23 protein-coding genes and 2 pseudogenes are annotated in these 22,992 nt (G+C 62.7%); 7 read left to right on the top strand and 18 right to left on the bottom strand.

Annotated elements, in window-relative coordinates; all coding sequences use genetic code 11:
• Positions 1-14: 14 nt before the first annotated feature.
• The 4 genes from AC5ZG1_RS35955 to AC5ZG1_RS35940 are packed head-to-tail and all read right to left on the bottom strand — an operon-like array spanning position 15 to position 4,483.
• Entirely contained in the window at positions 15-2,342 is a 2,328-nt protein-coding gene (locus tag AC5ZG1_RS35955) for a xanthine dehydrogenase family protein molybdopterin-binding subunit (RefSeq protein ID WP_130226067.1), read from the bottom strand.
• Positions 2,339-2,818 (bottom strand): (2Fe-2S)-binding protein, encoded by a 480-nt coding sequence (locus tag AC5ZG1_RS35950; protein WP_028168269.1) that lies wholly within the window; start codon positions 2,816-2,818, stop codon positions 2,339-2,341. The genes AC5ZG1_RS35955 and AC5ZG1_RS35950 overlap by 4 nt, the downstream gene beginning before the upstream one ends.
• Positions 2,815-3,684, bottom strand: a complete 870-nt coding sequence (locus AC5ZG1_RS35945) for an FAD binding domain-containing protein (RefSeq protein ID WP_496135718.1) — start codon at positions 3,682-3,684, stop codon at positions 2,815-2,817. Before AC5ZG1_RS35945 ends, AC5ZG1_RS35950 begins: the two co-directional genes overlap by 4 nt.
• Positions 3,685-3,694: 10 nt before the next feature.
• Entirely contained in the window at positions 3,695-4,483 is a 789-nt protein-coding gene (locus AC5ZG1_RS35940; RefSeq protein WP_496135717.1) for a GntR family transcriptional regulator, read from the bottom strand.
• 20 nt (positions 4,484-4,503) lie between these two features.
• On the opposite strand from AC5ZG1_RS35940, the gene AC5ZG1_RS35935 reads away from it, so the two are divergent.
• Complete coding sequence (locus AC5ZG1_RS35935) at positions 4,504-5,286, top strand: alpha/beta fold hydrolase (protein WP_130226063.1); 783 nt, start codon at positions 4,504-4,506, stop codon at positions 5,284-5,286.
• Between the two features lie 21 nt (positions 5,287-5,307).
• Here AC5ZG1_RS35935 and AC5ZG1_RS35930 read toward each other — a convergent pair whose 3' ends face one another.
• Genes AC5ZG1_RS35930 through AC5ZG1_RS35885 form a run of 10 tightly spaced genes read right to left on the bottom strand, consistent with a single transcriptional unit; the run spans position 5,308 to position 14,130 of the window.
• Complete coding sequence (locus AC5ZG1_RS35930; protein WP_130226062.1) at positions 5,308-6,198, bottom strand: polysaccharide deacetylase family protein; 891 nt, start codon at positions 6,196-6,198, stop codon at positions 5,308-5,310.
• 13 nt (positions 6,199-6,211) lie between these two features.
• Entirely contained in the window at positions 6,212-7,201 is a 990-nt protein-coding gene (locus tag AC5ZG1_RS35925) for an amidohydrolase family protein (protein WP_496135716.1), read from the bottom strand.
• An 11-nt stretch (positions 7,202-7,212) separates the two neighbouring features.
• Entirely contained in the window at positions 7,213-7,917 is a 705-nt protein-coding gene (locus AC5ZG1_RS35920) for an ABC transporter ATP-binding protein (protein WP_496135715.1), read from the bottom strand.
• Positions 7,910-8,668 (bottom strand): ABC transporter ATP-binding protein, encoded by a 759-nt coding sequence (locus AC5ZG1_RS35915; RefSeq protein ID WP_130226059.1) that lies wholly within the window; start codon positions 8,666-8,668, stop codon positions 7,910-7,912. Before AC5ZG1_RS35915 ends, AC5ZG1_RS35920 begins: the two co-directional genes overlap by 8 nt.
• A 59-nt stretch (positions 8,669-8,727) precedes the next feature.
• The gene (locus AC5ZG1_RS35910; protein WP_496135714.1) at positions 8,728-9,987 is read right to left on the bottom strand and encodes an ABC transporter substrate-binding protein; all 1,260 of its coding nucleotides are present in this window, start codon (positions 9,985-9,987) and stop codon (positions 8,728-8,730) included.
• A gap of 3 nt (positions 9,988-9,990) precedes the next feature.
• Entirely contained in the window at positions 9,991-10,995 is a 1,005-nt protein-coding gene (locus AC5ZG1_RS35905) for a branched-chain amino acid ABC transporter permease (protein ID WP_456645868.1), read from the bottom strand.
• Positions 10,992-11,852 carry a branched-chain amino acid ABC transporter permease gene (locus AC5ZG1_RS35900; protein WP_130226056.1) on the bottom strand — a complete coding sequence of 287 codons (861 nt, stop codon included), beginning with the start codon at positions 11,850-11,852 and terminating at the stop codon, positions 10,992-10,994. The genes AC5ZG1_RS35905 and AC5ZG1_RS35900 overlap by 4 nt, the downstream gene beginning before the upstream one ends.
• On the bottom strand, positions 11,849-12,745 hold the full coding sequence (locus AC5ZG1_RS35895; RefSeq protein ID WP_496135737.1) for a polysaccharide deacetylase family protein: 897 nt from the start codon (positions 12,743-12,745) through the stop codon (positions 11,849-11,851). Before AC5ZG1_RS35895 ends, AC5ZG1_RS35900 begins: the two co-directional genes overlap by 4 nt.
• Positions 12,746-12,747: 2 nt before the next feature.
• Positions 12,748-13,467, bottom strand: a complete 720-nt coding sequence (locus AC5ZG1_RS35890; RefSeq protein ID WP_456645869.1) for a fumarylacetoacetate hydrolase family protein — start codon at positions 13,465-13,467, stop codon at positions 12,748-12,750.
• 9 nt (positions 13,468-13,476) lie between these two features.
• The gene (locus AC5ZG1_RS35885) at positions 13,477-14,130 is read right to left on the bottom strand and encodes a cysteine hydrolase family protein (protein WP_496135713.1); all 654 of its coding nucleotides are present in this window, start codon (positions 14,128-14,130) and stop codon (positions 13,477-13,479) included.
• A gap of 264 nt (positions 14,131-14,394) precedes the next feature.
• Here AC5ZG1_RS35885 and AC5ZG1_RS35880 point away from each other — a divergent pair, with 264 nt between their 5' ends.
• Entirely contained in the window at positions 14,395-15,129 is a 735-nt protein-coding gene (locus AC5ZG1_RS35880; protein ID WP_496135712.1) for a GntR family transcriptional regulator, read from the top strand.
• A 100-nt stretch (positions 15,130-15,229) separates the two neighbouring features.
• Here the strand turns inward: AC5ZG1_RS35880 and AC5ZG1_RS35875 are convergent, their stop codons facing one another.
• On the bottom strand, positions 15,230-15,862 hold the full coding sequence (locus AC5ZG1_RS35875) for an FAD-dependent monooxygenase (protein WP_496135711.1): 633 nt from the start codon (positions 15,860-15,862) through the stop codon (positions 15,230-15,232).
• Positions 15,863-16,151: 289 nt separating this feature from the next.
• Positions 16,152-16,353 (bottom strand): annotated as a pseudogene (locus AC5ZG1_RS35870) (transposase); the annotation flags it as partial.
• Between the two features lie 174 nt (positions 16,354-16,527).
• On the opposite strand from AC5ZG1_RS35870, the gene AC5ZG1_RS35865 reads away from it, so the two are divergent.
• Positions 16,528-17,532 (top strand): alpha/beta fold hydrolase, encoded by a 1,005-nt coding sequence (locus tag AC5ZG1_RS35865; protein ID WP_496135710.1) that lies wholly within the window; start codon positions 16,528-16,530, stop codon positions 17,530-17,532.
• 221 nt (positions 17,533-17,753) lie between these two features.
• Here AC5ZG1_RS35865 and AC5ZG1_RS35860 read toward each other — a convergent pair whose 3' ends face one another.
• Complete coding sequence (locus AC5ZG1_RS35860; protein WP_496135709.1) at positions 17,754-18,083, bottom strand: hypothetical protein; 330 nt, start codon at positions 18,081-18,083, stop codon at positions 17,754-17,756.
• A gap of 489 nt (positions 18,084-18,572) precedes the next feature.
• On the opposite strand from AC5ZG1_RS35860, the gene AC5ZG1_RS35855 reads away from it, so the two are divergent.
• From AC5ZG1_RS35855 to AC5ZG1_RS35840, 4 genes and pseudogenes are all read left to right on the top strand, one after another.
• A complete protein-coding gene (locus AC5ZG1_RS35855) occupies positions 18,573-19,703 on the top strand; it encodes an ABC transporter substrate-binding protein (protein ID WP_496135708.1) in 1,131 nt (376 codons plus the stop codon).
• 101 nt (positions 19,704-19,804) lie between these two features.
• Positions 19,805-20,743 carry an ABC transporter permease gene (locus AC5ZG1_RS35850; protein WP_496135736.1) on the top strand — a complete coding sequence of 313 codons (939 nt, stop codon included), beginning with the start codon at positions 19,805-19,807 and terminating at the stop codon, positions 20,741-20,743.
• On the top strand, positions 20,737-21,525 hold the full coding sequence (locus AC5ZG1_RS35845) for an ABC transporter ATP-binding protein (RefSeq protein WP_496135707.1): 789 nt from the start codon (positions 20,737-20,739) through the stop codon (positions 21,523-21,525). Before AC5ZG1_RS35850 ends, AC5ZG1_RS35845 begins: the two co-directional genes overlap by 7 nt.
• Before the next feature lie 151 nt (positions 21,526-21,676).
• Positions 21,677-22,475 (top strand): annotated as a pseudogene (locus AC5ZG1_RS35840) (class I SAM-dependent methyltransferase).
• A 255-nt stretch (positions 22,476-22,730) separates the two neighbouring features.
• Here AC5ZG1_RS35840 and AC5ZG1_RS35835 read toward each other — a convergent pair.
• Positions 22,731-22,992, bottom strand: a 262-nt coding sequence (locus tag AC5ZG1_RS35835; protein ID WP_496135706.1) for an integrase core domain-containing protein, incomplete at its 5' end; no start/stop codon positions are given.

Genomic DNA, 22,992 nt, shown 5'->3' with positions numbered 1-22,992 from the left:
CGTTTCCCCCTGTTTTATTTTCTAGTTTGGTCGATCCATTCCACAATCTGCTCCGGTGAGAGCGGATGCATCGTGACGAAGGGCGCTTCTGGTCCGAGCGCATCCTGGATGGCGGAGATCACGCAGGCCGCCGCGGGTATCGTGCCACCCTCGCCGGCGCCCTTGGCTCCGATCGGATTGCGCGGCGACGGCGTCTCGATGTGATGGATCTCGATATCCGGCATCTCGGCAGCGCCTGGCAGCAGGTAATCCGCATAGGTCGCGGTCAACGGCTGCCCCGCCTCGTCGTGCCGCATATGCTCGAACAAGGCGTTGCCGACGCCATGCACGACCCCTCCCCTGATCTGGCCATCGACGATCAGCGGATTGATCAATCTTCCGCAATCATGCGCGACCACGTAGCGGGTGATCCGGGTATCACCGGTTTCAGGATCGATTTCGACTTCGCAGGCCTGAGACCCGTAGGCGAAGGCGAGCTGGTTCGCTTCGAAATAGCCGGTCGCCGCCAGGTCCGGCTCGACGCCGGCGGGGATGGGCACGCCGGCGGAGCCGGACAGAACCCGCGCGATGGTCGATAACGGCACGTTCATGTCGGGCACGCCCACCACGCGAACCTGCCCGTTTTCGATCTCCAGATCGTGCTCGCCCGCCTCCAGCATGTGAGCGGCAACCTTGATCGCCTTGTCGCGCACCTTGCGCGCCGCGATCTCGACCGAAGACCCCGCGGTGACGGCCACGCGACTCGCGATCGTGGAGATCCCAAGCGGAAAGATGCGACTGTCGGCGGCCTTGATGGTCACCTGGGACAGATCGACCCCAAGCGCATCGGCGGCGATCTGGGCCAACGTCGTCGCATGCCCCTGGCCCTGGCTCGCAGCGCCCGTCGCGACCACAACCTTGCCGGCCGGCGTGACGCGGACCGAGGCGCCCTCGAACGGCCCAAGCCCGGTGTCCTCGACGCAGGACGCAAAGCCGAGTCCAAGCAGACGGCCGCGAGCCGCAGCTTCGGCGCGGCGCCGCGCGAAGCCGGCGGCACCGATCTTGTCGAGCACGAGCGACAGCGCCTTCGCGTAATCCCCGCTGTCATATGCGACCGGTGAGCCGTCGCGCATTTTTCCGCCCGTCACATAGGGCATCTGCTCGGCGCGGACAAAACTGCGGCGGCGCACTTCCTCGCGCGGCAGATTCAAACGTCGGGCAACGGTATCGGCAAGGCGCTCCAGCACGAAGGCGGCGTTGGGTCTGCCCGCGCCCCGCACTGGCGACGTCGGCACCAGATTGGTCAGGACGACGTCGATCGACAGATCGAACGCGGCAAGGGCGTAAGGGCCCGGAAAGGACGCCAGGGCCGTGGCCGGCAGAATGAGTCCATAAGGCGCATAGGCGCCGTTGTCATGAATGCAGTGGCCGCGTACGCCCAACATGCGGCCGGTCGCATCGCAGGCGACCTCCAGCGACCAGAACTGGTCGCGCTGCTGCGTGGTGGCAAGGAAGTGCTCCTGCCGGTCTTCGATCCACTTGACCGGACGGCCGCAGGCGAGCGCGGCAAGCGCGACGGCGAATTCTTCCGGATAGACATTGGCCTTGGGGCCGAACCCGCCGCCGACGTCCGGCGCCGTGACGCGAATATCGGCTTCATCGCGGCCGAGATATGTCGCCAGATGCCGCCGCACCATGTAGGGCGACTGCGACGAGGTCCAGAGCGACAATTCGCCTGATCGGGGCTCCGGCGCCGCGACAACGCCGCGACATTCCATGGCATGGCAACCCCCGCGATGGATTTCGAACGTCTCGCTGAACCGATGCGCCGCTGCGGCGAAGACCGCGTCGACATTGCCATGAGACCCGCGCAGCGTGGCGATCACGTTGCTCTCCCGGCCCGAATGGGCCCGCGGCGCGCCGTCCGCAACGCCTTGGCGTGCGTTTGCGACCACCGGGAGATGCTCGATGTCGAGTTCGACCGCGGCCAGGGCGTCCTCGGCCTCGGCGCGGCTGTCGGCGAGAACCATAGCGATCGCCTCACCGACATAGCGAACCTCGTCAACGGCAAGCGGGCTGCAGGTAACCGGGCTCTTCAGCAGGGGATGAGGCGCCATCGCCGGCATCGGCCCTGAACCGAAGCCGGCAAAATCCGCCATCGCATAGACCGCGCGCACGCCCGGCATCGACAGCGCAGCCGACGGATCGAGGTTCCTGACCCGGCCGTGCGCGACCGACGAACGGAGGAAGACGGCGTGCAGCATGCCGGGAAGGACGACGTCGTCGACATAGGTCCCCCTGCCCGTGAGAAGACGGGGATCTTCGAGGCGCGGAACGGCGGCGCCGAAATAGCGCGTGCTCATCGCGTCCCCCTGCGCGCTTTGGCTGCATCCAGCGCCGCATCGACAATGGCCTGATAGCCGGTGCAGCGACAGAGATTGCCCGACAGCACGTCCCTGATCTGCTCGCGCGTCGGCGAAGCTTCGACGCGCAGAAGAGCCTCGATCGTCATCAACATGCCCGGCGTGCAGAAGCCACATTGCAGCGCGTGACGATCGCGGAAGGCCTGCTGGAGCTCCGAGAGCGACTCTGGCGTTCCCAAGCTCTCGACAGTCTCCACCTTCGCGCCATCGGCTTGAACGGCGAGCATCAGGCAGGCGCGCGCGGGCCGCCCGTCCACGATGATCGTGCAAGCGCCGCACACCCCATGTTCGCAGCCGACATGCGTACCGGTCAGCCCGATGGCCTGACGCAGGAAATCGGCAAGGTTGACGCGGGCCTGGACCTCGGCCTCGACGGCTTCGCCGTTGACGGTCAGATGGATCTTCCGGGCGCTCATACCGCTTCCCTCGCGGGGCGGGCGGCCTCGGCGAGCGCGCGCCGGGTCACGACGCCGGCAAGGCGCCGCCGATAAGCGGCGGAGACATGCACATCCGCCATCGCATCGAGCGCGCTCGCTTGGACGGCCACCTCGGCCAGCAGCGCCTCGCTGAATGTCTGCCCCACCAGCGTCCGCTCAGCTTCAACCAGCCTGATCGGCGCAGGCTCAACACCGAACACGACGATCGCAGCGCGCCCGATGCGAGCATCTTCCGCAAATTCGAGCAGCGCACCCGCGCCGGCGATGGCGAAATCGCCGCGCCTGCGCGCATATTCGCTGAAACCGTAGCCGTGGCCGGCCGGCCAGCGGCGCAACCTTATCGACTGCAGATATTCCCGTTCTTCGAGCGCAGATTCGAGATAGCCCTTGAACCAGTCGCCGCCCTTCACGATGCGCGCGCCGTTTGGCCCCGCGACGTCGAACTCGGCGTCGAGCAGCGCGCACAGGGCCGGCAATTCCGCCGCTGGATCCAGATGGCAGCAGCTTCCTCCGATCGTGCCGCGTGAACGTGTCTGGAAGTGACCAACATGAGCCAGCGCCTGGCGAATGATCGGCGCCGTTGCGGCGAGCTCCGCGGATGCGTGCAGATCGCACTGCCGCGTCATGGCCCCAAGCACAACGTCGTCCGCGGAAAGGCGGATGCCGGCGAGATCCGGAATGCGGTTGATGTCGATCAGGTGGTCGGGCGCGACCACACGGAAATTCAACATCGGCACCAGCGACTGGCCACCCGCCAAAAGCTTGGCGTTCTCAAGCTCTGCGAGCAACCCGATCAGATCATCGCGGCTGCGCGGATCGTGATAGGCGAACGGAGGCGCTTTCATCGCCTTCTCCCTAGGGCACGATCGGCGAGCGCGAGAGCGCCGACAACACACGCTTGCGCGCGCGGCCGGCGTGGCGCGCCAGAATGCGCCCCGCCCGCTTGCCATCGCGCGCCTGCAGCGCCGTGATGATCTCGCAGTGCTCGGCGATCAGCGCCTCCTGCTGGCCGCCGGCCTCGCTGCTGCTGATGCTCACAATGACGAGACGATCGAACTGTTCGATCAGATCGATGGCCGCGTCCCGCATGCGCTGGTTCGTGCACAGACCCGCGATTGCCAGATGAAATTCGCGGTTGTATTGCACAAAGGTCGGCTCGGCCTCCGCTACCCCAGCAGCGAAACCGTCGATGGAGCGGAAGTGATCGAGGCCACGCAGGGCCTCATCGGTCGCCTCGGATGCCACGCTCGCCGCGCAGGCAGGTTCGAGGATAGCGCGGAATTCGAACAGATCGCGCGCGTCCGCAATCGAGATCGGCGCGGCTCGATAGCCCTTGCGCGGGCTGATCACCACCAGCCCCTCAGCCTCCAGCCGCAGCAGCGCGTCGCGGACCGGCGAGCGGGACACCGCGAAACGCTCGGCGATCTCGGCGTCCCTGATCTCGGCGCCGGGGCGGATGGCGCAGCTCAACAGCTCCCGGCGGAGAACACCATAGATATCAGAGCGCATCAGCTGGTAGGGAATTTCGTTCATCTGATATATTATAGACTTCTTGCCGTGACTGACAAGCCACTGAAAATACTTTCCGTCTGCGCTCGGATAAGCTAGATCGGGATAGGTATAGGCTAGATTTTTTCTTGCCATAATATTCCAAGGAGTCGCACGTGGAGCTCAAACCAGTCACCCTTGCCGCAGATCGCCTGACGGCGGTTCAGGCGGGTTCGGGCCCCGATCTTCTGGTCATTCATTCGCTTCTGGCGGACCGGACGGCCTTCAATCCCGTCCTGCCCTGGCTCACGCAGCGTTTTCGCGTCACCCTCGTGAACCTGCCCGGCTTCCACGGCTCGGCCTGCATCCCGCCGGGCATCGAGGGCTACGCAGATCATCTCGCCCAACTCTTCACACCTCAGGGCCTGTCTGAACAGACCGTGGTGATCGGCAACGGGTTCGGCGGCACGGTTGCAGTCGCGATGGCGCTGCGGCACGGCGCGAAGTTCGGCAAGCTCGTCCTTTCCGACGTAGCTGCCGGTTTTCCGCCGGAAGGCCGCAAAGCCTTTGAACTGATGGCCGCCAAGGTGGCGAACGAGGGTATCGGTTCGGTCGCGACGATTTCGGCCAGCCGCGTCTTCCACGAGTCTTATCTCGCCGCGCATCCCGGTGCCGTCGACGAGCGGCGACGCGTATTGCTCGGCATCGATCCCCACGGCTTCATCGCGGCCTGTCGCAGCTTGATGACGGCGGACCTGACGCCGCAGCTCGGCGCGATCCGCAAACCCACGCGCGTCGTGTGCGGTGAGCTCGATGCCGCCACCCCGCCTCCCCTCTGCCGGTTGCTGGCCGACAAGATCCCTGGCGCGTCCTATCGTGAACTGCCGGGATGCGGGCACTGTCCGCCCCTCGAGCAGCCGGAGGCCTTCATTCGGTCGATCGAAGATTTCCTGTCATGACAGGCCCGCACCGGCGCCGTCCTATCCCGGCACCTGTGAGCGGTACCAATCGAGGATCTCGGCCCCGGTCCACATCACGACGCCGTCGTGGCCGAGAATGTAGTCGTAAAGCATCTCGAGATATTTGATCCGGTGCGGCACACCCGTCAGATAAGGGTGGATGGAAATGGCCATGACGCGCGGCGCCTTGGCGCCATCGAAATAGAGCCGATCGAATTGATCACGGCCGCGGCGCAGGATTTCGTCTGAGGGCTGCTGCTGTACCGCGCTGATGACGACGTCATTGATTTCGACCGTGTAGGGAACGGAGATGATGTCGCCGTGGCGCGTCTTCAGGGGAATCGGCTGCTCGTCGAGCACCCAATCGGCGACATATTCGATGCCGGCTTCAGCGAGCAGGTCCAGCGTCTCGTCGGTCTCGGTGAGGCCCGGGCTTTCCCAGCCGCGGGGCGGCCTGCCGGTGAATTTCGTGATCGCAGCGATCGTGTCGGCGATCGCCGACTTCTGGTCCTCGACCTTGTGCATCGGCTTCTGCACGAAGCCGTGCCCCATGAAATCCCATCCCGCGTCCCGCGCCGCCTCGCATGCTTCGGAATAAACCTCGCAGACGGAGCCGTTGAGCGCGAACGTCGCCTTCAGATTCCGGCTGCCCAGCGCTTCCATGAATCGCCAGAAACCGACACGCATGCCGTATTCGTGCCAGGCCCAGTTGGGAACGTCAGGCAGCAGCGGCTGCCCCATCGGCGGCGGCAGCACGGCGCGCGGCATCGCACCGTTAGGACTCCAGTTCTCCACATTGACGATGGTCCACACCGCCACCCGCGCATCGTTAGGGAGCTTGAGCGCCGGTCTACGGTGGATCGGGCTGTAGGACAGCCGGTTGCGAAGACTATTGCCGACGGGCTCGGACATCTCTTCCTCTCTTTCAACCTTCGCACAGCAGCTTCAGCGCCGTGCCGCAGCAGATGCATTGACGTTCCTGCGGTGCGATCGCGGGAACCGCGTCTATCGTCGCACCGGGATCAGCATCGGCCATATCGAAGGGCGCATCGGTTCCGATGCAGATGTGATCGGCGCCGACAAGGTCGATGAGGTAACGCAGCGCCTGCGGCTCGAAAACGAGGCTGTCGAAATAGATCCGCTTGAGCAGCTCCTTCGGGGAGGACTTGCTGATGCCGTTGGCTTCGCTGCGCACCGCGTGTCCGTGGACGAGCCGTCCGATCTGGTAGGGCGCAAAGCCGCCACCATGCGCCAGGACGAGCTTCAGGTCGGGCAGTTCATCGAGCCGGCCGGAGAACATGAGATTGGCCAGCATTACCGTCGTGTCCAGCGGATTGCCGATGAGATTGGTGAGATAGTAGTTTTCGAGCCCGCTCTTGGCCCCGACATAATAAGGATGCGCGAAGACGAAGACGTTGAGCTCGCTGGCGCGGCGCAGCAACGGACGAAAGCGCTCCTCGGCGAGCTGCGCGCCTTCGATCGAGGTGCCGATCTCCACGGCCCTGAACCCGTAGGCGCGAACGACGCGCTCGAGTTCGGCGACGGCGGCATCCGGATGCTGCATCGGCACAGTCGCCATGCCGCGCAATCGGGCCGGCTGGACGCCGACCATGTCTGCCACGCCATCATTGACGAGGCCGGCGACTTCAAGCGCCAGATCGGCATCGGCCCAGTAATAGAACATTGGCGGCGCCGGCGAGATCACGGAGATGTCGATGCCCTTGCGGTCCATGGCGGCGAGCTTGGCCTCTGTCTGACGAAATTCCTCGAACAAGGGATAGACGTAGCCCTGGTCATGAATAATCTTGCGCGCAGCACCTTCGCCTTCGACACGCGCACGGAAGCGCTTGGGATCGGCGGCGATGGCGCTGACGATGCGATCGGGAATGACGTGGCTATGGATGTCGATCTTCATGCAGTCGGGCCTCAATGCACGCCGAGGAAGCGTATCAGCGATTGGGGATTATCGACCAAAGCCGACGCATCCGCCTCGTGGACGATCTTTCCGGTCTCGATGACGTAGACGCGGTCTGCGACCGCAAGCGCGCTGTAGAGGTTCTGCTCGACCAGCAGAATCGCCAGACCCGCCTCCTTCAGCCGCGCGATGATCCCTTCCAGATGCTGGACCATGACCGGCGCCAGTCCTTCCGAGGGCTCATCCATCAGGATGAGTTCAGGGTCGATCATCAGCGCGCGCGCCACGGCGAGCATCTGTCGCTCGCCGCCCGAGAGTTGGTTGCCGCGGTGCTGGCGCCGCTCCGCCAGCCGCGGGAACAGCTCCATGACGCGATCGACGGTCCAGCCTTCGCGAGCGCGGACGGACTTGATCATGGTGAGATGTTCGGTAACGGTGAGCGAGGGGAACAGCCGCCGCCCTTGCGGCACCAGCGCGATCTTGCGCCCGGCGATCTCGTGCGACGTCATACCGGTCAGGACTTCGCCCTTCCACGCCACGCTGCCCCGGCGCACCTGGGGCGCCGACAAGCCCATCACCGAGCGGATCAGGCTGGTCTTGCCCATGCCGTTACGGCCGAGCAGCGCGACCACCTCGCGGTCACGCACCGTGAGCGAGGCCCCCTGCACCACATGGGCCTCGCCATAGAAACTATGAAGATCGCGGATCTCAAGCATGACGGTGTGCCTTGCCGAGATAGACGTCCTGGATGTCAACGTTACCGCGAATCTCTGCCGGTGCCCCCTCGGCCAGAAACCGGCCGTTGTTGAGGCAGGTCACCCAGTCCACCAGGGAGAGCACCAGGTCCATATCGTGCTCGATCAGGACGATGGTGATCTCCGCCGGCAGACTGCGGATGACGTCGGCGACGATGACACGCTCGGCCGGCGAGAGGCCGGCGGCGGGCTCATCGAGCAGCAGCAGCCGGGGATTCGGCGCCAGCGCCATCGCCATCTCGAGCTGGCGCTGCTCGCCATACGACAATTCGCTCACCAGCGATCTTGCACGTGGACCGAGCCGCGATAAACCGAGGGCGCGGTCAGCCTGGCCGCGTTCGGTATCGGTCAGCCCGCCCGAACCGAGCAGCGAAAACTTGCGCGGCGTCAGGCCGCAAAGCGCGAGCTGCATGTTCTGCTCGACCGTCAGGCTCGGAAACAGATTGGTGATCTGGAAGGTGCGGCTGATGCCGCAAGCGGCTCGGCGGTGAGGCGGCATCCTCGTGATGTCGCATCCATCGAATTCGACGCGGCCGGACGTCGGAGGTACCACGCCCGTGATGGCGTTGAACAGCGTGGTCTTGCCGGCCCCATTGGGGCCGATGATGGCTCGTCGCTCGCCACGTTTGACCCGCAGGGTCACGTCGTCAACCGCCTTCAACGCATCGAAGGAGACGCCGACGTGGTCGAGCTTGAGGATAGTGTCCGGCACGCGCTTTCTCGTCAACAGGCGGAACGTAGCGGCCGGCGAGCCGGCCGTCTTTGATGGTCTCAGGTCTTCTTGATGCCCTGGAAATCCCGCGAATAGGGCGGCTGCCTCATGTAAGTCGCGGGGTCGTACTTCCAGAACTGCGACACCTGCGGATAACCCCCGATCGGGACATTCCAGAATTTGCCGTCCTTGTTCTTCATGGTCTTGCGGATGACGACGTCGTAAACGGGATTGCCGTAGTCGTCGAAGCGAACCGCCTTGCCGAGCGGGCTGTCCGGAAGGTCGGTCTTGAGCACGGTGTCGAGGAAGACATCGCGGTCTTCGACCTTGCCGTTGATCGCGTTGATCGCCTTGGCCACCCACATCGCGCCGACATAATGCGAAAAGGCGTAAAGCGAGGGGATCTTGCTGAACTTGTCGGAATAAGTCTTGACGAACGCGTGGGTCGCCGGCAGATCGGCGCCCTCGGCAAAATGGGCGGAGGTGACGATCCCCTCGCACTCGGCGCCCATCGTCCGGATGACCGACTGGTCGGTCGCATTCTGCGATCCCAGCAGCGGTATCTGATCCTTCAGACCGAAGCTTGCATATTGCTGGATCAAGCGCGTGGCGTCTGCGCCGGTCTGCATCGCGAACACCACGTCGGCCTTCACACCCGCCACCTGACCAAGATAGGGGCTGAAATCGGACGTGTTCAGCGGATGCCAGAACTGGCCGACCACCGTGCCGCCGCCTTCCGTGAAAGTCTGTGCGAAGCCGCCGCACTGCTCGTGGCCAAACGTGTAGTCCTGGGAGATCATCGCGACCCTGCGGTAGCCCTGCTTCAGCGCCCAGTCCGCAAGAGGCCGCGAGAACTGGCTGGCGCTGTAACCGCCGGCGCGGATCACGTTCTTGATCCTGGCGCGCTGAGTGAGATCGTCGGCCGCGATCACCGGAATGAAGTACGGCGTCCCGTTGCCCTTGACGTAGTTGGCAACGGCAAGGCCGGTGTTGGCCAGAAGATTGCCGAAGAGCATGTCCACCTTCGCCTGCTCGACGAGGCGTCGCGCCTTCTGCAGCGCCGTGTCCGGATTGGAAGCGTCGTCTTCGACGATGATCTCAACCTTGCGGCCGCCGGCCTGGTTGCCTGCGCTCTCCCAGAACAGCGAAAAGCCATCGATGATCTCGCGGCCGCCGGCTGCCACGACACCGGTCTGCGGCGCCATCAGTCCGATACGGATCGGCGCTGCTTGGGCCCGCGCCAGGAAGGGGGCGGATAGAACGCCGGTGCCGGCTGCGAGCGTAAGGCCGGTCGTTTTCAGGAAGCGTCTGCGGTCCATCGTCTAACCTCCGGAATGATTTGGTTTCGAGGAACGGGAACGCCGGCGTGCGAGCAGAAGGCGCGCGCGGCCGACCACGCCTTCCGGCGCGAAGATCATGATGAGCACGAAGGCGATTCCGAGCACGGTCGGCCACCGCGCGGTGTAGGCGCTGACGGCGTTTTCCAGGACGATGATGCCGGCGGCTCCGACGAAGGAACCGAGCAGCGTGCCGACGCCGCCGGTGATGGCCATCAGCAGAGCGGAGACCGACTGCGACAGCTGCACGGTCGAGGGACTGACGAAATTGTTGAACAAGACGTAGAGGCCGCCGGCGACGCCTGCGAAGAATCCGGACAACACGAATGCCACGAACAGGTGGAGCGGAACGTTGTAGCCGAGGCTTCGCATACGACTTTCGGAATCGCGGATTCCGCGCAAGGTGAGCCCGAACGGCGAGTGGACGAGCCGCCACATCAGCCAGGTCAGTGGCGCGACAATGATCAGCACGGCGTAATAGAAGCTGGCATGGTCTGCGATAAAGGCGGGACGACCGACACCGCGCAGCCCGTTTTCGCCGCCCGTGACCGTCGTCCAGCGCAAGCAGACGCCCCATACGATCATGCCGAGCGCCAGCGTCAGCAACAGGAAATAGACGCCAGACGTGCGGATGGCCAGCGCCGCGAACACGCCGGCAAGCGCCGTCGCCGCCAGAATGCCGAGGGCGATGCCGATCCAGATGTCGCCGCCAAGCGTCGAGGTCCAGTAGATCGCGACATAGCTGGAGACGCCGAAAATTGCACCATGACCGAGCGAGGTGCGCCCCGCGAAGCCCGCGAGAATGTCGATCGACATCGCCAGCACGCTGAAGATCAAGACCTGCGTGACGACAGACACCTGGTAACTCGGCAAGACAGCAGGGAGGACGGTCAGGGCCAGGAGTACCAACGCGATCCAGCCAACGGCGCGCGGCTGGCGGAGCGAGCGGGCCGCCGACGATGCAACAGTGGTGAGCGGAGCCGATCTCACGCTACCCTCCCGAACAGGCCGAGTGGCCGGAATGCCAGCAGCAGCGCCATCGGTCCGAAGATCACGAAATAGGCGAGTTCTGGAAACATCACCTGCCCGATCGCGTTCAAAAGGCCCACCAGCAACGCGCCGAGCGCGGCGCCCACGAGGCTGCCGCGTCCGCCGATGATGACGACTGCGAGCGAGAACACCAGGATCTCTGCGTCGGCACTCGGGTAAAGAGTCAGGAAGGCACCACCCACCACCCCGCCGAGGCCTGCCAGAGCCGCCCCGAGCATGAATGTACCCAGGAAAACCCGACGGATGTTGATGCCCATGGCTTCGACCATCTCGGGATCGTCGACACCTGCGCGGATCAGCGCGCCGAGCCGCGTCTTGTTGAGGAGCAGCCACAGCACGGCAAACACCAGCAGGCCGAGAACCAGAACGAAGACGCGATACTTCGGATACATCACGCCGCCAATCCACATGGCGCCTCTCAGGGCCTCCGGGACCGGCACCGAGAACGTGTCTCCGCCCCAGATCACGAGCGAGATGTCGTTGAGAATGAACGCGACGCCGAGTGTGAGCAGCACTTGGCGCAATTCGACGCCGCGCACGAAGCTCAGCAGGCCACGGTCGAGCACCGCCCCTAGCGCTGCGACCAGCGCCATCGCAGCCAACGCTCCCACCACGAAACTTCCGCTGGCCTTTGCCGCCGAATAGCCGGCGAGACCTCCGACCAGATAGAGTGCTCCGTGAGCGAGATTGACGATGCGCAGCAAGCCGAAAATCAAGGTAAAGCCGGACGCGACGATGAAGATCAGGGCCGCGAAGGTCAGGCCGTTCAGGATCTGAAAGAGATTGATCCCCATCATGCCGGAGCTTGGCCCTTCAGCGCGTTCGGACGTTGCGACAGGTACCAGTCGTAAATCTGCTCTCCGGTCCAGAACGTCGCATCGGGATGACGCTTGATATGCTCGATTGCAGCCGCGAAATATTTGAGCCGATGCGGCGCTCCCATGATGTAAGGGTGAACCACCAGTGCCATAATACGCGATGAGGTTTTGGCATCGGCATAGATCTGGTCGAACTGGTCGATGGCACGATCCCGGTATTCCGACGCCTTGTGATGCTGGATCAGCATCATCGCCACGTCGTTACATTCCTGGGTGTACGGCACATTCACGATCGGCTTCGTGCGGGTCTTCAGGACCACCGGCTCATCGTCGAGCACCCAATCGCAGACGTAGTCGAACCCTTCCTCCACCAGGATATCCGGCGTCTCCCAGGTCTCGGTCAGCCCGGGACCCAGCCAACCGCGCGGATTCTTGTTCGTGTAGGCGCGGATCGCATCCCGCGTCTTGCGGATGTCCTCGCGCTCATCCGCGACCTTCTGCATGTTCTTCTGGCCGAAGCCGTGACCGATGAATTCCCAGCTCCGATCAAGCGCCGCCTTTGCGATCGGCTCATACGTGCTGATCGCCTTGCCATTGATGGCGAGAGCCGCCTTGATATTGAAGCGGTCCAGCACCTCGAGCATGCGCCAGAATCCGACGCGATTGCCGTATTCGTGCCAGGCCCAGTTCGGGATATCGGGCATCGGCGCGCCACCGGCCGGCGGTGTCAACACCGTTCGCGGCATCGTCTCTTTCGGGTCCCATTCCTCCACATTGACGATCACCCAGACGGCGACGCGCGCTGCATCCGGAAGCACCAGCCGCGGGCGGTCCGCGATTGACGAATAGGCCAGACGGTCGGTGGGCAGCATGTTCACGTTTCGCGCGCTCCAATGGTGATGGCAATTCTGCCGACGCCCTCGATCGCTCCGGTGACCTGATCGCCGGGCAATAGAGGCCCGACGCCCGCGGGGGTGCCCGTCATCACGAGGTCACCAGGCGCGAGGCGATAGGACGACGACAGGTTGGCGATGATCTCAGGCACTTTCCAGATCATCTGCGAAAGATCGCCGCGCTGCCGTTCACGCCCGTTGACGTCGATCGTAATGGCCCCGCGTGCGGGATGCCCCACCTCTGCAACGCCGTGAATGGCGCCGCAGGGAGCCGATGCGTCGAACGATTTCCCCCGTTCCCATGGCAGCATCTTCGCTCGCATCTCGCGCTGTCGGTCGCGGCGCGTGAGGTCGATGCCCACCGCGTAACCATAAACGCTCGCCAGCGCGCTGTTGCGCGACAGGTTGCAGCCGCCGGCGCCGAGCGCGACCACGAGTTCGATCTCGAACTGAAAATCCTCCGTATCGGCCGGATAGGGCACGACAGCTCCGTCTTCAACGAGTGCGTCCGCCGGCTTCTGGAAGAAGAAAGGCGGATCGCGTTCGTCGCCTTCCTTCATTTCGCGGATATGCTCGACATAATTCCGTCCGACGCAATAGATCCGGCGTACCGGAAAACGCTGCGACGACCCTGCAATTGGCAGCGAAGCCGCTGCGACGACGGGAACTGGAAGATCCGGAGCATACGCAGACGACGTCATCGCGGATTCCTAAGCGGCGCTTTTGGCGACCGGGCTGAAGAGGCTGAGTTGTTGGATTTCACTAGTGTCTAGCACGAAACCAAACGCGGTGCGGACGCAGAGCAGGCCCGCCTCATGCAGCGCCGGACCGTCCATGGTCTCGACGCAATCTTTCACGACGATCACGGCATAGTCGCGCACATTGGCTGCAGTCGTCGTCGCGAGCACACAGGAGTTGGTGTTGACGCCCGTGACCAGCAGCGTGTTGACGCCGTGCGCGCGCAGCGTGAAATCGAGATCGGTGCCGAGGAAGCAATCGTAGCGCTTCTTCGTGTCGACAACGAGGTCCCGTTCGCTGTCATAGAGGTCGGGGATGATGGCAACACCCGGCATCCCGGCGATATTATGCCGCAGCACATTCTTGCGCGTCGCCTTGGGATCCTCGGCGCGCGTTCGCCAGAACGGATTGGAGGCGATTTCAGCGACATCGCGATACTGCGTAAGCAGATGGATGACCGGGATCTTGGCGCTACGCGCCCAATCGAACAGGCGCTTGTTGGCCGCGATCACCCGCTGCGCAACCTCCGGCGATGTCGGCATGGTCGCGACGTTCATATCCAGATGACCGCGGTGCAAATCGATCGCGATGATCGCAGCCTTGGGTTGGTCGACGCCGAGATTCATGTGCCGCTTCCTTGGCATCCGGATTGTTGGGCAGGAGACAAACTCGCCTGCCCTCACTCTGCAATACATTCTCGCGGCGAGTCAAAGATAATGTATACATTTTGTGCTTGGATTCTGTGCGGAGCACGGTCAATCCATATTCAATCCGGCTTGGAAATGCGCAAGCTCTGCACAAGATCACGTTCATACGTGACGCCAGACGGCGCTTGAACGGCACTGACGTTTCGCTAGATTGTGTACAAACAAGTTTCGGACCCTTTTCGCATGGCCGCCCTGCCAGCCCCAGAAACGTCATTCTCCACGCGGTTCGAATCCGTGCTCGAGGCGGTTCGCGCCGCCATCCTGGCCGGCGAATTCGAACCGGGCGAACGCCTGCATGAAATCAAGCTAACGACTCTGCTGGGCGTGTCGCGCACACCCGTCCGCGCAGCGCTCCAGAAGCTCGCATCCGAGGGCCTGCTCGATTACACCCCTAATCGCGGCTACACCTTGCGGGAATTCTCAATCGACGAGGTGATCAGCGCCTATGACGTTCGCGCCGTGCTCGAAGGGCTTGCGGCACGGCTCAGCGCCGAGCGCGGGCTGAACGTCGGCGAGATCGGGACCCTACAACAGGCGCTCCGGGACGGCGATGATTTGCTTCGCAATGGGCATATCACCGACGAGCACCGATCCGAGTACAGCCGGATCAATGCATGTTTCCACGTCACGATCCATTCGTCTGCCGGTTCGAGGCTCCTCAATGACATGGTCTATCTGTGTCAACAAGTGCCGGTCTCGTCGCCACGCAATGTCGTGGCGTTTGAAGAAGTCGACGTTCGCCGCCGGCACGAAGATCACCATCGCATCTTCGAGGCCATCGTCGGGCGCGAGCCCTGGCGCGCCGAGATGCTGATGCGAGACCATGTGGCCAGCGTCAAGTCGTCTCTGATAAGGTCCCTCGCCTCTCCGGCTGCAGTTCAAGCAGCCACGAAGACGGCGCGGCGACTCCGCCGCTAGCATCAGTATCGCGCCATCTCTTCGATTTTCGATAGCCGAGCGACACCACACTCCAAGAAATCCTCCGGCAGGAAGCCGTCTCCTTTCGGCTAGCGAAGTGCTACGCGCATTTCAGAGTCAACAGGTTCCGTTGTATGGGACGAAGCGGAGCACGCGACAGCTCTCGAGCTATTGCTTTTCGCTGAACCAAAGGGCACTCGCTATCTGCCAACGGCCGAAACGCGTCCTTGCCGGGCATTGTTGTAACGACTTTCATAGGATCCCACTCGCCCTTGGATTCGGAAGGATCTTTGGTCGCAAGAAGGTACATGTTCCTGATCACGCGCCCATCATCACGAATGGTTCCGTCCTTCGTCATGAAATCGTTGACCGGCAGCTCCTTCATCTTCCCAGCCCTGCAGGGTGGCCGCGAGCTTCCAGGACAGGTTGGCGGCATCCTCCAGGCCGCTGTTGATCCGATAGCCGCCGTAAGGGGGTGGCTGTGCGCCGCGTCCCCTGCGATGAAGACACGGCCCGCGCGATAACTGTCGGCCAGCGCAAAGCGTAGGTCCCAAAAGCCGATATGATTGAACTCGATCTCGAACTTCGCACCGGCGGTCTCGTGCAGGAGGCGGCGGAAGTCGAAATTGTCGCGCGTGATGTCGGCGGGAACGGGCGCATGGAAGAACCACGTGGTGCCGAGATCCACGCGGCCGAAGAATTTCCAGTAGCCGTCAAGTTCCGGATGCAGCACGTTGCAGAACGACTTGCCGGGATAACGCTCGAGCAGCCGGTGCAGGCCGGTCGAGCGGAATGTACGCGCGGTGCGCGGCGTCGACGCGGTCGATCACGGCATGGCTGTGAAATATTCCGTGAGCTGATCCAGCCGGGTGCGGGTCGCCTGCTCCAGCACCCCATTTTTCGCCGGCGGCCGAGCGGTGCGCTTTGATGTAGGAAACTGTCGATGGCGACCGATCCGACGATGCCGGTCTTGCCAATTAAAGTCTCGACTGACTCGAACCAGAGACCCTGTCGGCTCCCGCCGTTGAAGCGATTGTAAATCGTCGTGTAGGGACCGTATTCCGGCGGACAATCCCGCCAGCGCGCTCCCGGCCGTAGCATATGCACGATCCCGCTGATCACCCGTCGGTCGTACACCCGGTGCGCACCACGCCGTCCTCGCGGCAACAGGGGCTCAAGGCGCTTCCACTCCGCGTCGCTCAACCAGTAAAGTTGCTTGCGCATCAAGGCCTGTTCGAATCGGAAGACCTGGAATCACGATTGAGGCCGCCTGAGAATCCTCAGCTCCGGCGCGCCCAAAGCGTAATTAATTTATCCTGAAGATGTCGTTCCGGCTTTCGCTTGTTCGACTGGCTGTCGGCAGAAGCCTCTGCAGTCACAATCGAGCAAGAGGGAAAGATGAGCGAGCCGAAGCAACGAATTATCGAAAGTAATGGTATCCACCTCAATATCGCTGAGCAGGGCGACGGACCGGTCGCATTGCTGGCCCATGGCTGGCCCGAATCCTGGTACTCGTGGCGACATCAATTGGGCGCCCTTGCCGCAGCCGGCTTCCACGCCGTAGCCCCGGATATGCGCGGCTATGGCAAGAGCGACGCGCCCGAGGCGATCGACAAATACACGCTGTTTCATCTCGTCGGCGATATGGTCGGCGTTCTCGACGCTCTCGGGGCAGAGAAGGCGGTAATTGTCGGTCACGACTGGGGGGCGATCGTCGCTTGGCAGGCGGCGCTGCTGCGGCCTGACCGCTTCAGGGCTGTGGCGGCCATGAGCGTCCCGTTCTATCCACGGGGCATGTCGCTTCGAACCGCGCTCATGCCGCGCACGGAAAACGCGCGGTTCTACATGCTTTACTTCCAGGAGCCAGGACTCGCCGAAGCGGAGTTCGGGCGCGATCCGCGGACCACTTTACGCAACCTGCTGTTTGCTGGGTCGGGCCATGGTGTGGCGCTCGCACGAGCCGCTCAGGCAAGCGGCGGGTCGTCAGAAAATTTCGCTATGGTCCCGAACGGCGGTGAATCCTTGCGAGGTTCCAGCGCACCGGCAGTATTGCCGTCTTGGATCACCGAAAAGGATATCGACTTTTATGGAGAGGAATTCAGGCGAACCGGCTTCCGCGGAGGCCTGAACTATTATCGCAACATCGATCGAAATTGGGAGCTGCTCGGCGCGATGGCGGGCCTGCGGGTGTCGGTGCCAGCGTTATTTATGGCCGGCGATCATGACCTGGTGATTTCCTTCCCCGGCACGGAACAGGTGCTCGCCAATCTCCAAAACCTCGTTCCCGGTTTGCGCGGCATCAAGATGCTGGCAAGCTGCGGCCATTGGACCCAACAGGAGCGGCCTGAAGAGGTCAACGCCGCGCTCTTGGAATTTCTTAAATCGCTGCCGGATCACGGATGACGGAGCATGATCGGACCGAGTTAGTGCAACGTGTGTGGCGGTTTTCCGAAGAGCATGCCCTCGGGCTCCGCCCGAGGGATCATGCTCCAACAAAAACATAGAGCGGGATGACGGTACGAAGAAATCGCGCTCTAATGCGGACTAGCTCGGTCCTGAGCTGATTGGTTCAATCCTTATTGAGCACGGACCCTAGGCCGCATATGAGCGAGATCTTCTCAGGGTCATTTGGAGGGAACGGTCTCCTTGAACAGTTCAATCTTGCCGTGAGTGTTGTCGGTCACCGCAAAGACCTCGTAGAAATCGATCTCCGGCTTCATGCCGTAGCGCTGGATGATGCCCTCGAGCCACGGTCCGGTGTAGAACGCCTTGGCGTCCTCGATGCGCTCCCACTGGTACACGCCGCCCGCCCAGCCGCTTTCGGTCCAGATAAAGTGCTTGCTGATCAGCCCCGTCACGTCGCGGAAGCCGGGTGCGATCTTGTGGAAGTGCTCGCGGCACGCGACGCAGTCGATCTGCGGCGGCAGTTTGTATCGTACAACAGCGGTAATCATGCGACCTCCACGTAGGTATGCCCCGGCCCAACATTGATGGCACTTCCGGGATCAAGCAAGTGAAGCGGGAAGCCAACATGGGTCAAAGGCGCAAAGCCCAACCAGTAGCTTCCGTTCTGCTGCAACAAGCCAACTATTCCATAGCATGCTGGACTTCGCGCTAGAGGTTCAGCCTTATCCTGCATGATCTCGATGTAGGCGTCGCTCAATTCGCGCAACGCAAGCTCCATGCTGGAGCGTGCGCTCGAGCGAAATATTGATCATCTACTCGCGCCGATCGCGACCAAATCGCGAGTGAGTAGGTCAACACGATTGACAAGAGCCTTAATAGCTGCGCCGCTATCTCCTTCCAATTTTTTGCGTTAATGTGACCGTCTTCACACCTGTGTAGCAGACGGGCTCCGATGATGCCCGCGGAGAGGTGAGCTAAGGCCACCGCAAAGCGCCGCCCGGTTCTATTCCATTCACACGCGAGTTTGGGAGTGACACATGGAAAAGCGCGAAATTGGCAACGGCTTAACGAAAGGTCTGACTGAAGCGAAGCGGGGCGCCTTCTCCCGCCGCTCGGCGCTGACGTTGGTTTGCACCCTCGGCGCCGCGGCGCCGTTTGGAATGTTCGGAGCGGCTCGCGCGCTGACGGCATCCGGGACAGGATCGCTGTCTTATATTCCTGGCGAGCCCCTTATTTGCCGCACCGCAGCGAACAGTGAAGAGCTGCAAGGCCCACCCCGTCAACTAAAACTCGCCTGGAACGCGAACGCGGCATGCACGGTCGCTGCGCCAGTCGCAAAGGAACGGGGTATCTTCGCCAAGCACAACCTCGATGTCGATTTCGTCAATTTCGGCGGTTCGACCGACCAGTTGTTGGAGGCGATTGCAACTGGCAAGGCGGATGCCGGTTTGGGGTTGGCCCTGCGCTGGCTCAAACCGCTGGAGCAAGGTTTTGACGTTCGGATCACCGCGGGTGTGCACGGCGGCTGCATCCGGCTCCTCGGCTCCAAGGCTGCGAATATTGACAGCCTGGAATCCCTGCGCGGCAAGGCTATCGCGATTAGCGATCAAGCGAGCCCCGCGAAGAACTTCTTTTCGATCTACCTCGCCAAGAAGGGCATCGATCCGGCCCAAGGAGTAGAGTGGCGCCAGTACCCGGCCAATCTGCTCTCGCTTGCCGTCGATAAGGGCGAAGTGCAGGCGCTGGCCGAGATAGATCCGCTGCCCTACCTCTGGCTCAAGGAAGGCAAACTTAACGAGATCGCGACGAACTTGATGGGTGAATTCGCCGACCGCACCTGCTGCGTTCTCGCGATACGTGGCAGCCTCACCCGAAGCGAAATGCCGGTGGCGGCCGCTCTGACACGATCGATACTGGAAGCGGCAGATCGAGTTGCCAGCGATCCCGCCGATGCCGCAGCAATCTATTCGGGCTACGGCGGGAGAGGGTCCGTAGAGGATCTCGCCACTATGTATCGTAGCCATACACACCACAGGCATCCCGTCGGGGCGGAGCTCAAGAAACAACTTCTACTCTACACTGATGAACTCAGGGCAGTGAACGTCATCAAGCGAAGCACTGACCCGGCCAAGTTCGCCGACCGGATTTATCTTGACGTTCTAAGCTGAGCCGATTGGGAAGATCCGCAGTGAGCTCGGTCATCGATGAAGTGCCGAGGCCATCAGAGAAATCGGGTTTCGGCTTTTTTGAAAGTTCGACCACTCGGTCGTTGATCGGCGGACTGTCTGTTGCCGTCGCATGGTTGACGGTCGCCGCGCTCACTGCGTTCTGGCCAGATAAGCCCGAGAGCGATTGGGCGTATACGGGGGGCTTCGCCCTTGCCTGCGGCGCATTGGCCCTTGCCCTTGCCTTGGCGGCCTTTGCCGGCGTTCGTTTCGTTGCGTTTCAGCGTCTCCAGCGGCTTTCTCCGTGGCTGCTCGCCCTCGCGCTGTTTTTGGCTGCATGGGAGGCCGTCACAGCAAAGCTTGGATTGCTGCCGTTGCCGTTTTTTCCGCCGCCGCAGGCCATTGTCGAAGTCGCAATCGATGATTGGGGGCGGCTGGCTGAAGGTATCCTCGCCTCAGCGCGTCTGCTCGCGACCGGTTATTTTCTCGGTGCGGCGGTGGGGTTCGTAACCGGCGTCGCGATCGGCTGGTCGCGGCTCGCCGGTTATTGGATCCACCCAGTTTTGCGGTTCATCGGGCCGCTGCCCGCGACAGCTTGGCTGCCGCTCGCATTTTTCATTTTCCCGTCGAGCTTCAGCGCCAGCATTTTCCTGATCGCGCTCGCCACCGGGTTTCCGGTCACCGTGCTGACCTGGTCGGGCGTCGCCTGCGTGAAGAGCGCCTATTACGACATTGCGCGGACATTGGGAGCAACCCAGCGCTTCCTCGTGCTCAAGGTTGCCATTCCGGCGGCAATGCCGCATGTCTTTGTTGGCCTGTTCATGGGCCTCGGCAACTCGTTTGCGGTTCTTGTCGTAGCCGAGATGCTGGGCGTGAAGGCCGGGCTCGGCTGGTATCTGCAATGGGCGCAGGGTTGGGCGGCCTACGCCAATATGTACGCCGCGCTGCTGCTCATGGCGTTCTTGTGCTCCGGGCTGATCACGCTGCTGTTCCGCTTGCGGGACCGCCTGCTATCCTGGCAGAAAGGTGTCGTGCGATGGTAGCGGCAATCGCAAGCGATTGCGCGGTCCGTGGATCGACCCTAACGCTCTGCGAAGTTAGCCATAGCTTCGATCTCGGAGGGCAGCCCTTGCCGGTATTGGACCGCATCAGCATGCAGGTCCGCCGCGGCGAATTCGTCGCTCTCCTGGGACCGAGTGGGTGTGGAAAATCGACCCTGCTGCGGCTGGTCGCGGGGCTCGACACTCCAACAGCCGGCTCCCTGTTAACGGAGGGAAGCGAGATCGAAGCACCCGATCCGTCGCGCGTCGTCGTTTTTCAAGACCCCACGCTTTATCCATGGCGGACGGTGTGGAGCAACGTTGCGCTCGGTCTGGAAGCCCGCGGGCTGCTGCGCACCCATCGCGGACGTATCGAGGACGCGTTGCGCCTGGTGGGTCTCACGGGCTTCGCCAATGCCTACCCGCACCAGCTTTCCGGCGGCATGGCGCAACGCGCGGCTCTGGCGCGTGCGCTTGTCAACGACCCGAAGCTGCTCATTCTCGACGAACCTTTGGGCCAGCTCGACTCGCTGACTCGCATCGCGATGCAGGCGGAACTCGTATCACTTTGGCAGCGCTCGAACTTCACGGCGCTGCTGGTCACGCACGATGTCGAGGAGGCGCTCTTGCTCGCCGGCCGTATCATCGTGCTGAGCGAGCGACCGGCACGGATCAAGGCCGAAGTCGTCAACAGCCAACCCTATCCTCGCCACCGGGGCGACCCGCACTTTGTTGAGCTTCGTCGCGAGGTGTTCGAGCATCTCGGCCTCGAAGAGGCATGGTAGCCGTCGAAAGGAGCTCGCCGTGGCAGATCTTCTCATACATATCATAGAGCAGCCACACGGCGTATTCACCGCGATTGCAATGCGATTGCTTTAGCGGCTTGGTAGCCATGCAGGCGAGGTCTAAAAATCTGGGAAGTGCACGGAGACTTCGATGACCTCGGAATTCAGCGTTCACAACGCCGCGGGCTATGAGCAGCTCATGGGCCGCTGGAGCCGGAGACCGGCGCGGCCATTCATCGACTTCACAGGAGTTGCCGACGGCGAAAGGGTTCTCGACGTCGGCTGCGGCACCGGGAGCTTGACATTCGCGCTAGCCAAAGCAGCCGATCTCGCAGAGATTGCCGCGGTCGACTATTCACCAGTCTTTGTCGAGGAGGTGATCCGGCGCAACACAAACCCGCGAATAAAAGTCCGACAGGCGGATGCCTGCGCCCTGCCCTTCGAGGGCGGCACGTTCGACCGCGCTTTGGCGCTTTTCGTGCTCCACTTCGTTCCCGAAGCCGGCAAGGCAGTAGCCGAGATGCGCCGCGCCGTTCGGTCGGGCGGCGTGGTCGCGGCAGCGGTGTGGGATCATCTCGGCGGCATGCCCGGCTGCGCATGATGGTCGATACGGTGGCGGCACTCGGTGAAAGCGGGCGCCAGCTGCGCAGTCGCTATTGCTTTCAACCGATGATGCAGCCCGGCGAACTGAGACGGACGTTTGCCGAACAGGGTCTCGTGGACATTGCGGAAATGGAGCTGATGATCCGCATGGACTACAAAAGCTTTGCCGACTATTGGGCGCCGATGCCGCTGGCGAAGGGCCGCACGGGAAGTATGTGGCAGCGCTCGACGCTGCGGAGCGAGCGCGCACCGACGCCGCCGTGCGCGATGCCTACGAGGCCGGCCAGCCCGATGGCCCGAGGTCGTTTGCAAACATCGCGTGGGCCTGCCGGGGCATCGTTCCCTAACCCGAGGGGCAGAGCCGTCTCTTCCGTGAACCCGAAATCGTTCACCCAAACGCGCCGCGGCTTTCGGATGTGTGACGAGGTCAGCTCAGGGTCCAAACACGGAAGTCGCGAATCACGCGCTCGGTATCGACGTTCCCTTCAAGAGCGGACGTCGCAACGCTAAACCGCCCGATGACTCTAGCGTGGCTGCTTATAGAACTCTAAATGGCGCAACTCCCCCTCCGCCCCCCGTCGAGTTGCAGAACCTGCCTGTGCCTACCGCAAATCAAACGCGCGCATATCGGTGATGCAGTCCACCCAGGATCGGACGGCACAGAATGCGTCCTGCGCCTCGGCGGAACGTGATATCGGCGCGTCCTTGTTCAAGGATAGGTGAGTACGCGTGCCGTTATAGTAATGGGCGTAAGATTTCAGAATGCGGCGCAGATGCACCTCGCCCTGGACAATGATGTGGTCCAGAGATTCCCGCCGAATCGATCCGATCAGCCGTTCGGCGAAGCCATTCTGCCAAGGTGAA

It is taken from the genome of Bradyrhizobium sp. Leo78 (genome assembly GCF_059512425.1).
The sequence above is the reverse complement of the archived record's forward strand: the minus strand, read 5'-3'. Positions and strand labels throughout refer to the sequence as shown.

Bases quoted from the DNA above. Each gene is read 5' to 3' on its own strand.
- AC5ZG1_RS35955 (WP_130226067.1), bottom strand. From the start codon at position 2,342: ATGAGCACGCGCTATTTCGGCGCCGCCGTTCCGCGCCTCGAAGATCCC.
- AC5ZG1_RS35950 (WP_028168269.1), bottom strand. From the start codon at position 2,818: ATGAGCGCCCGGAAGATCCATCTGACCGTCAACGGCGAAGCCGTCGAG.
- AC5ZG1_RS35945 (WP_496135718.1), bottom strand. From the start codon at position 3,684: ATGAAAGCGCCTCCGTTCGCCTATCACGATCCGCGCAGCCGCGATGAT.
- AC5ZG1_RS35940 (WP_496135717.1), bottom strand. From the start codon at position 4,483: ATGGCAAGAAAAAATCTAGCCTATACCTATCCCGATCTAGCTTATCCG.
- AC5ZG1_RS35930 (WP_130226062.1), bottom strand. From the start codon at position 6,198: ATGTCCGAGCCCGTCGGCAATAGTCTTCGCAACCGGCTGTCCTACAGC.
- AC5ZG1_RS35925 (WP_496135716.1), bottom strand. From the start codon at position 7,201: ATGAAGATCGACATCCATAGCCACGTCATTCCCGATCGCATCGTCAGC.
- AC5ZG1_RS35920 (WP_496135715.1), bottom strand. From the start codon at position 7,917: ATGCTTGAGATCCGCGATCTTCATAGTTTCTATGGCGAGGCCCATGTG.
- AC5ZG1_RS35910 (WP_496135714.1), bottom strand. From the start codon at position 9,987: ATGGACCGCAGACGCTTCCTGAAAACGACCGGCCTTACGCTCGCAGCC.
- AC5ZG1_RS35900 (WP_130226056.1), bottom strand. From the start codon at position 11,852: ATGATGGGGATCAATCTCTTTCAGATCCTGAACGGCCTGACCTTCGCG.
- AC5ZG1_RS35895 (WP_496135737.1), bottom strand. From the start codon at position 12,745: ATGCTGCCCACCGACCGTCTGGCCTATTCGTCAATCGCGGACCGCCCG.
- AC5ZG1_RS35890 (WP_456645869.1), bottom strand. From the start codon at position 13,467: ATGACGTCGTCTGCGTATGCTCCGGATCTTCCAGTTCCCGTCGTCGCA.
- AC5ZG1_RS35885 (WP_496135713.1), bottom strand. From the start codon at position 14,130: ATGAATCTCGGCGTCGACCAACCCAAGGCTGCGATCATCGCGATCGAT.
- AC5ZG1_RS35880 (WP_496135712.1), top strand. From the start codon at position 14,395: ATGGCCGCCCTGCCAGCCCCAGAAACGTCATTCTCCACGCGGTTCGAA.
- AC5ZG1_RS35865 (WP_496135710.1), top strand. From the start codon at position 16,528: ATGAGCGAGCCGAAGCAACGAATTATCGAAAGTAATGGTATCCACCTC.
- AC5ZG1_RS35860 (WP_496135709.1), bottom strand. From the start codon at position 18,083: ATGATTACCGCTGTTGTACGATACAAACTGCCGCCGCAGATCGACTGC.
- AC5ZG1_RS35855 (WP_496135708.1), top strand. From the start codon at position 18,573: ATGGAAAAGCGCGAAATTGGCAACGGCTTAACGAAAGGTCTGACTGAA.
- AC5ZG1_RS35845 (WP_496135707.1), top strand. From the start codon at position 20,737: ATGGTAGCGGCAATCGCAAGCGATTGCGCGGTCCGTGGATCGACCCTA.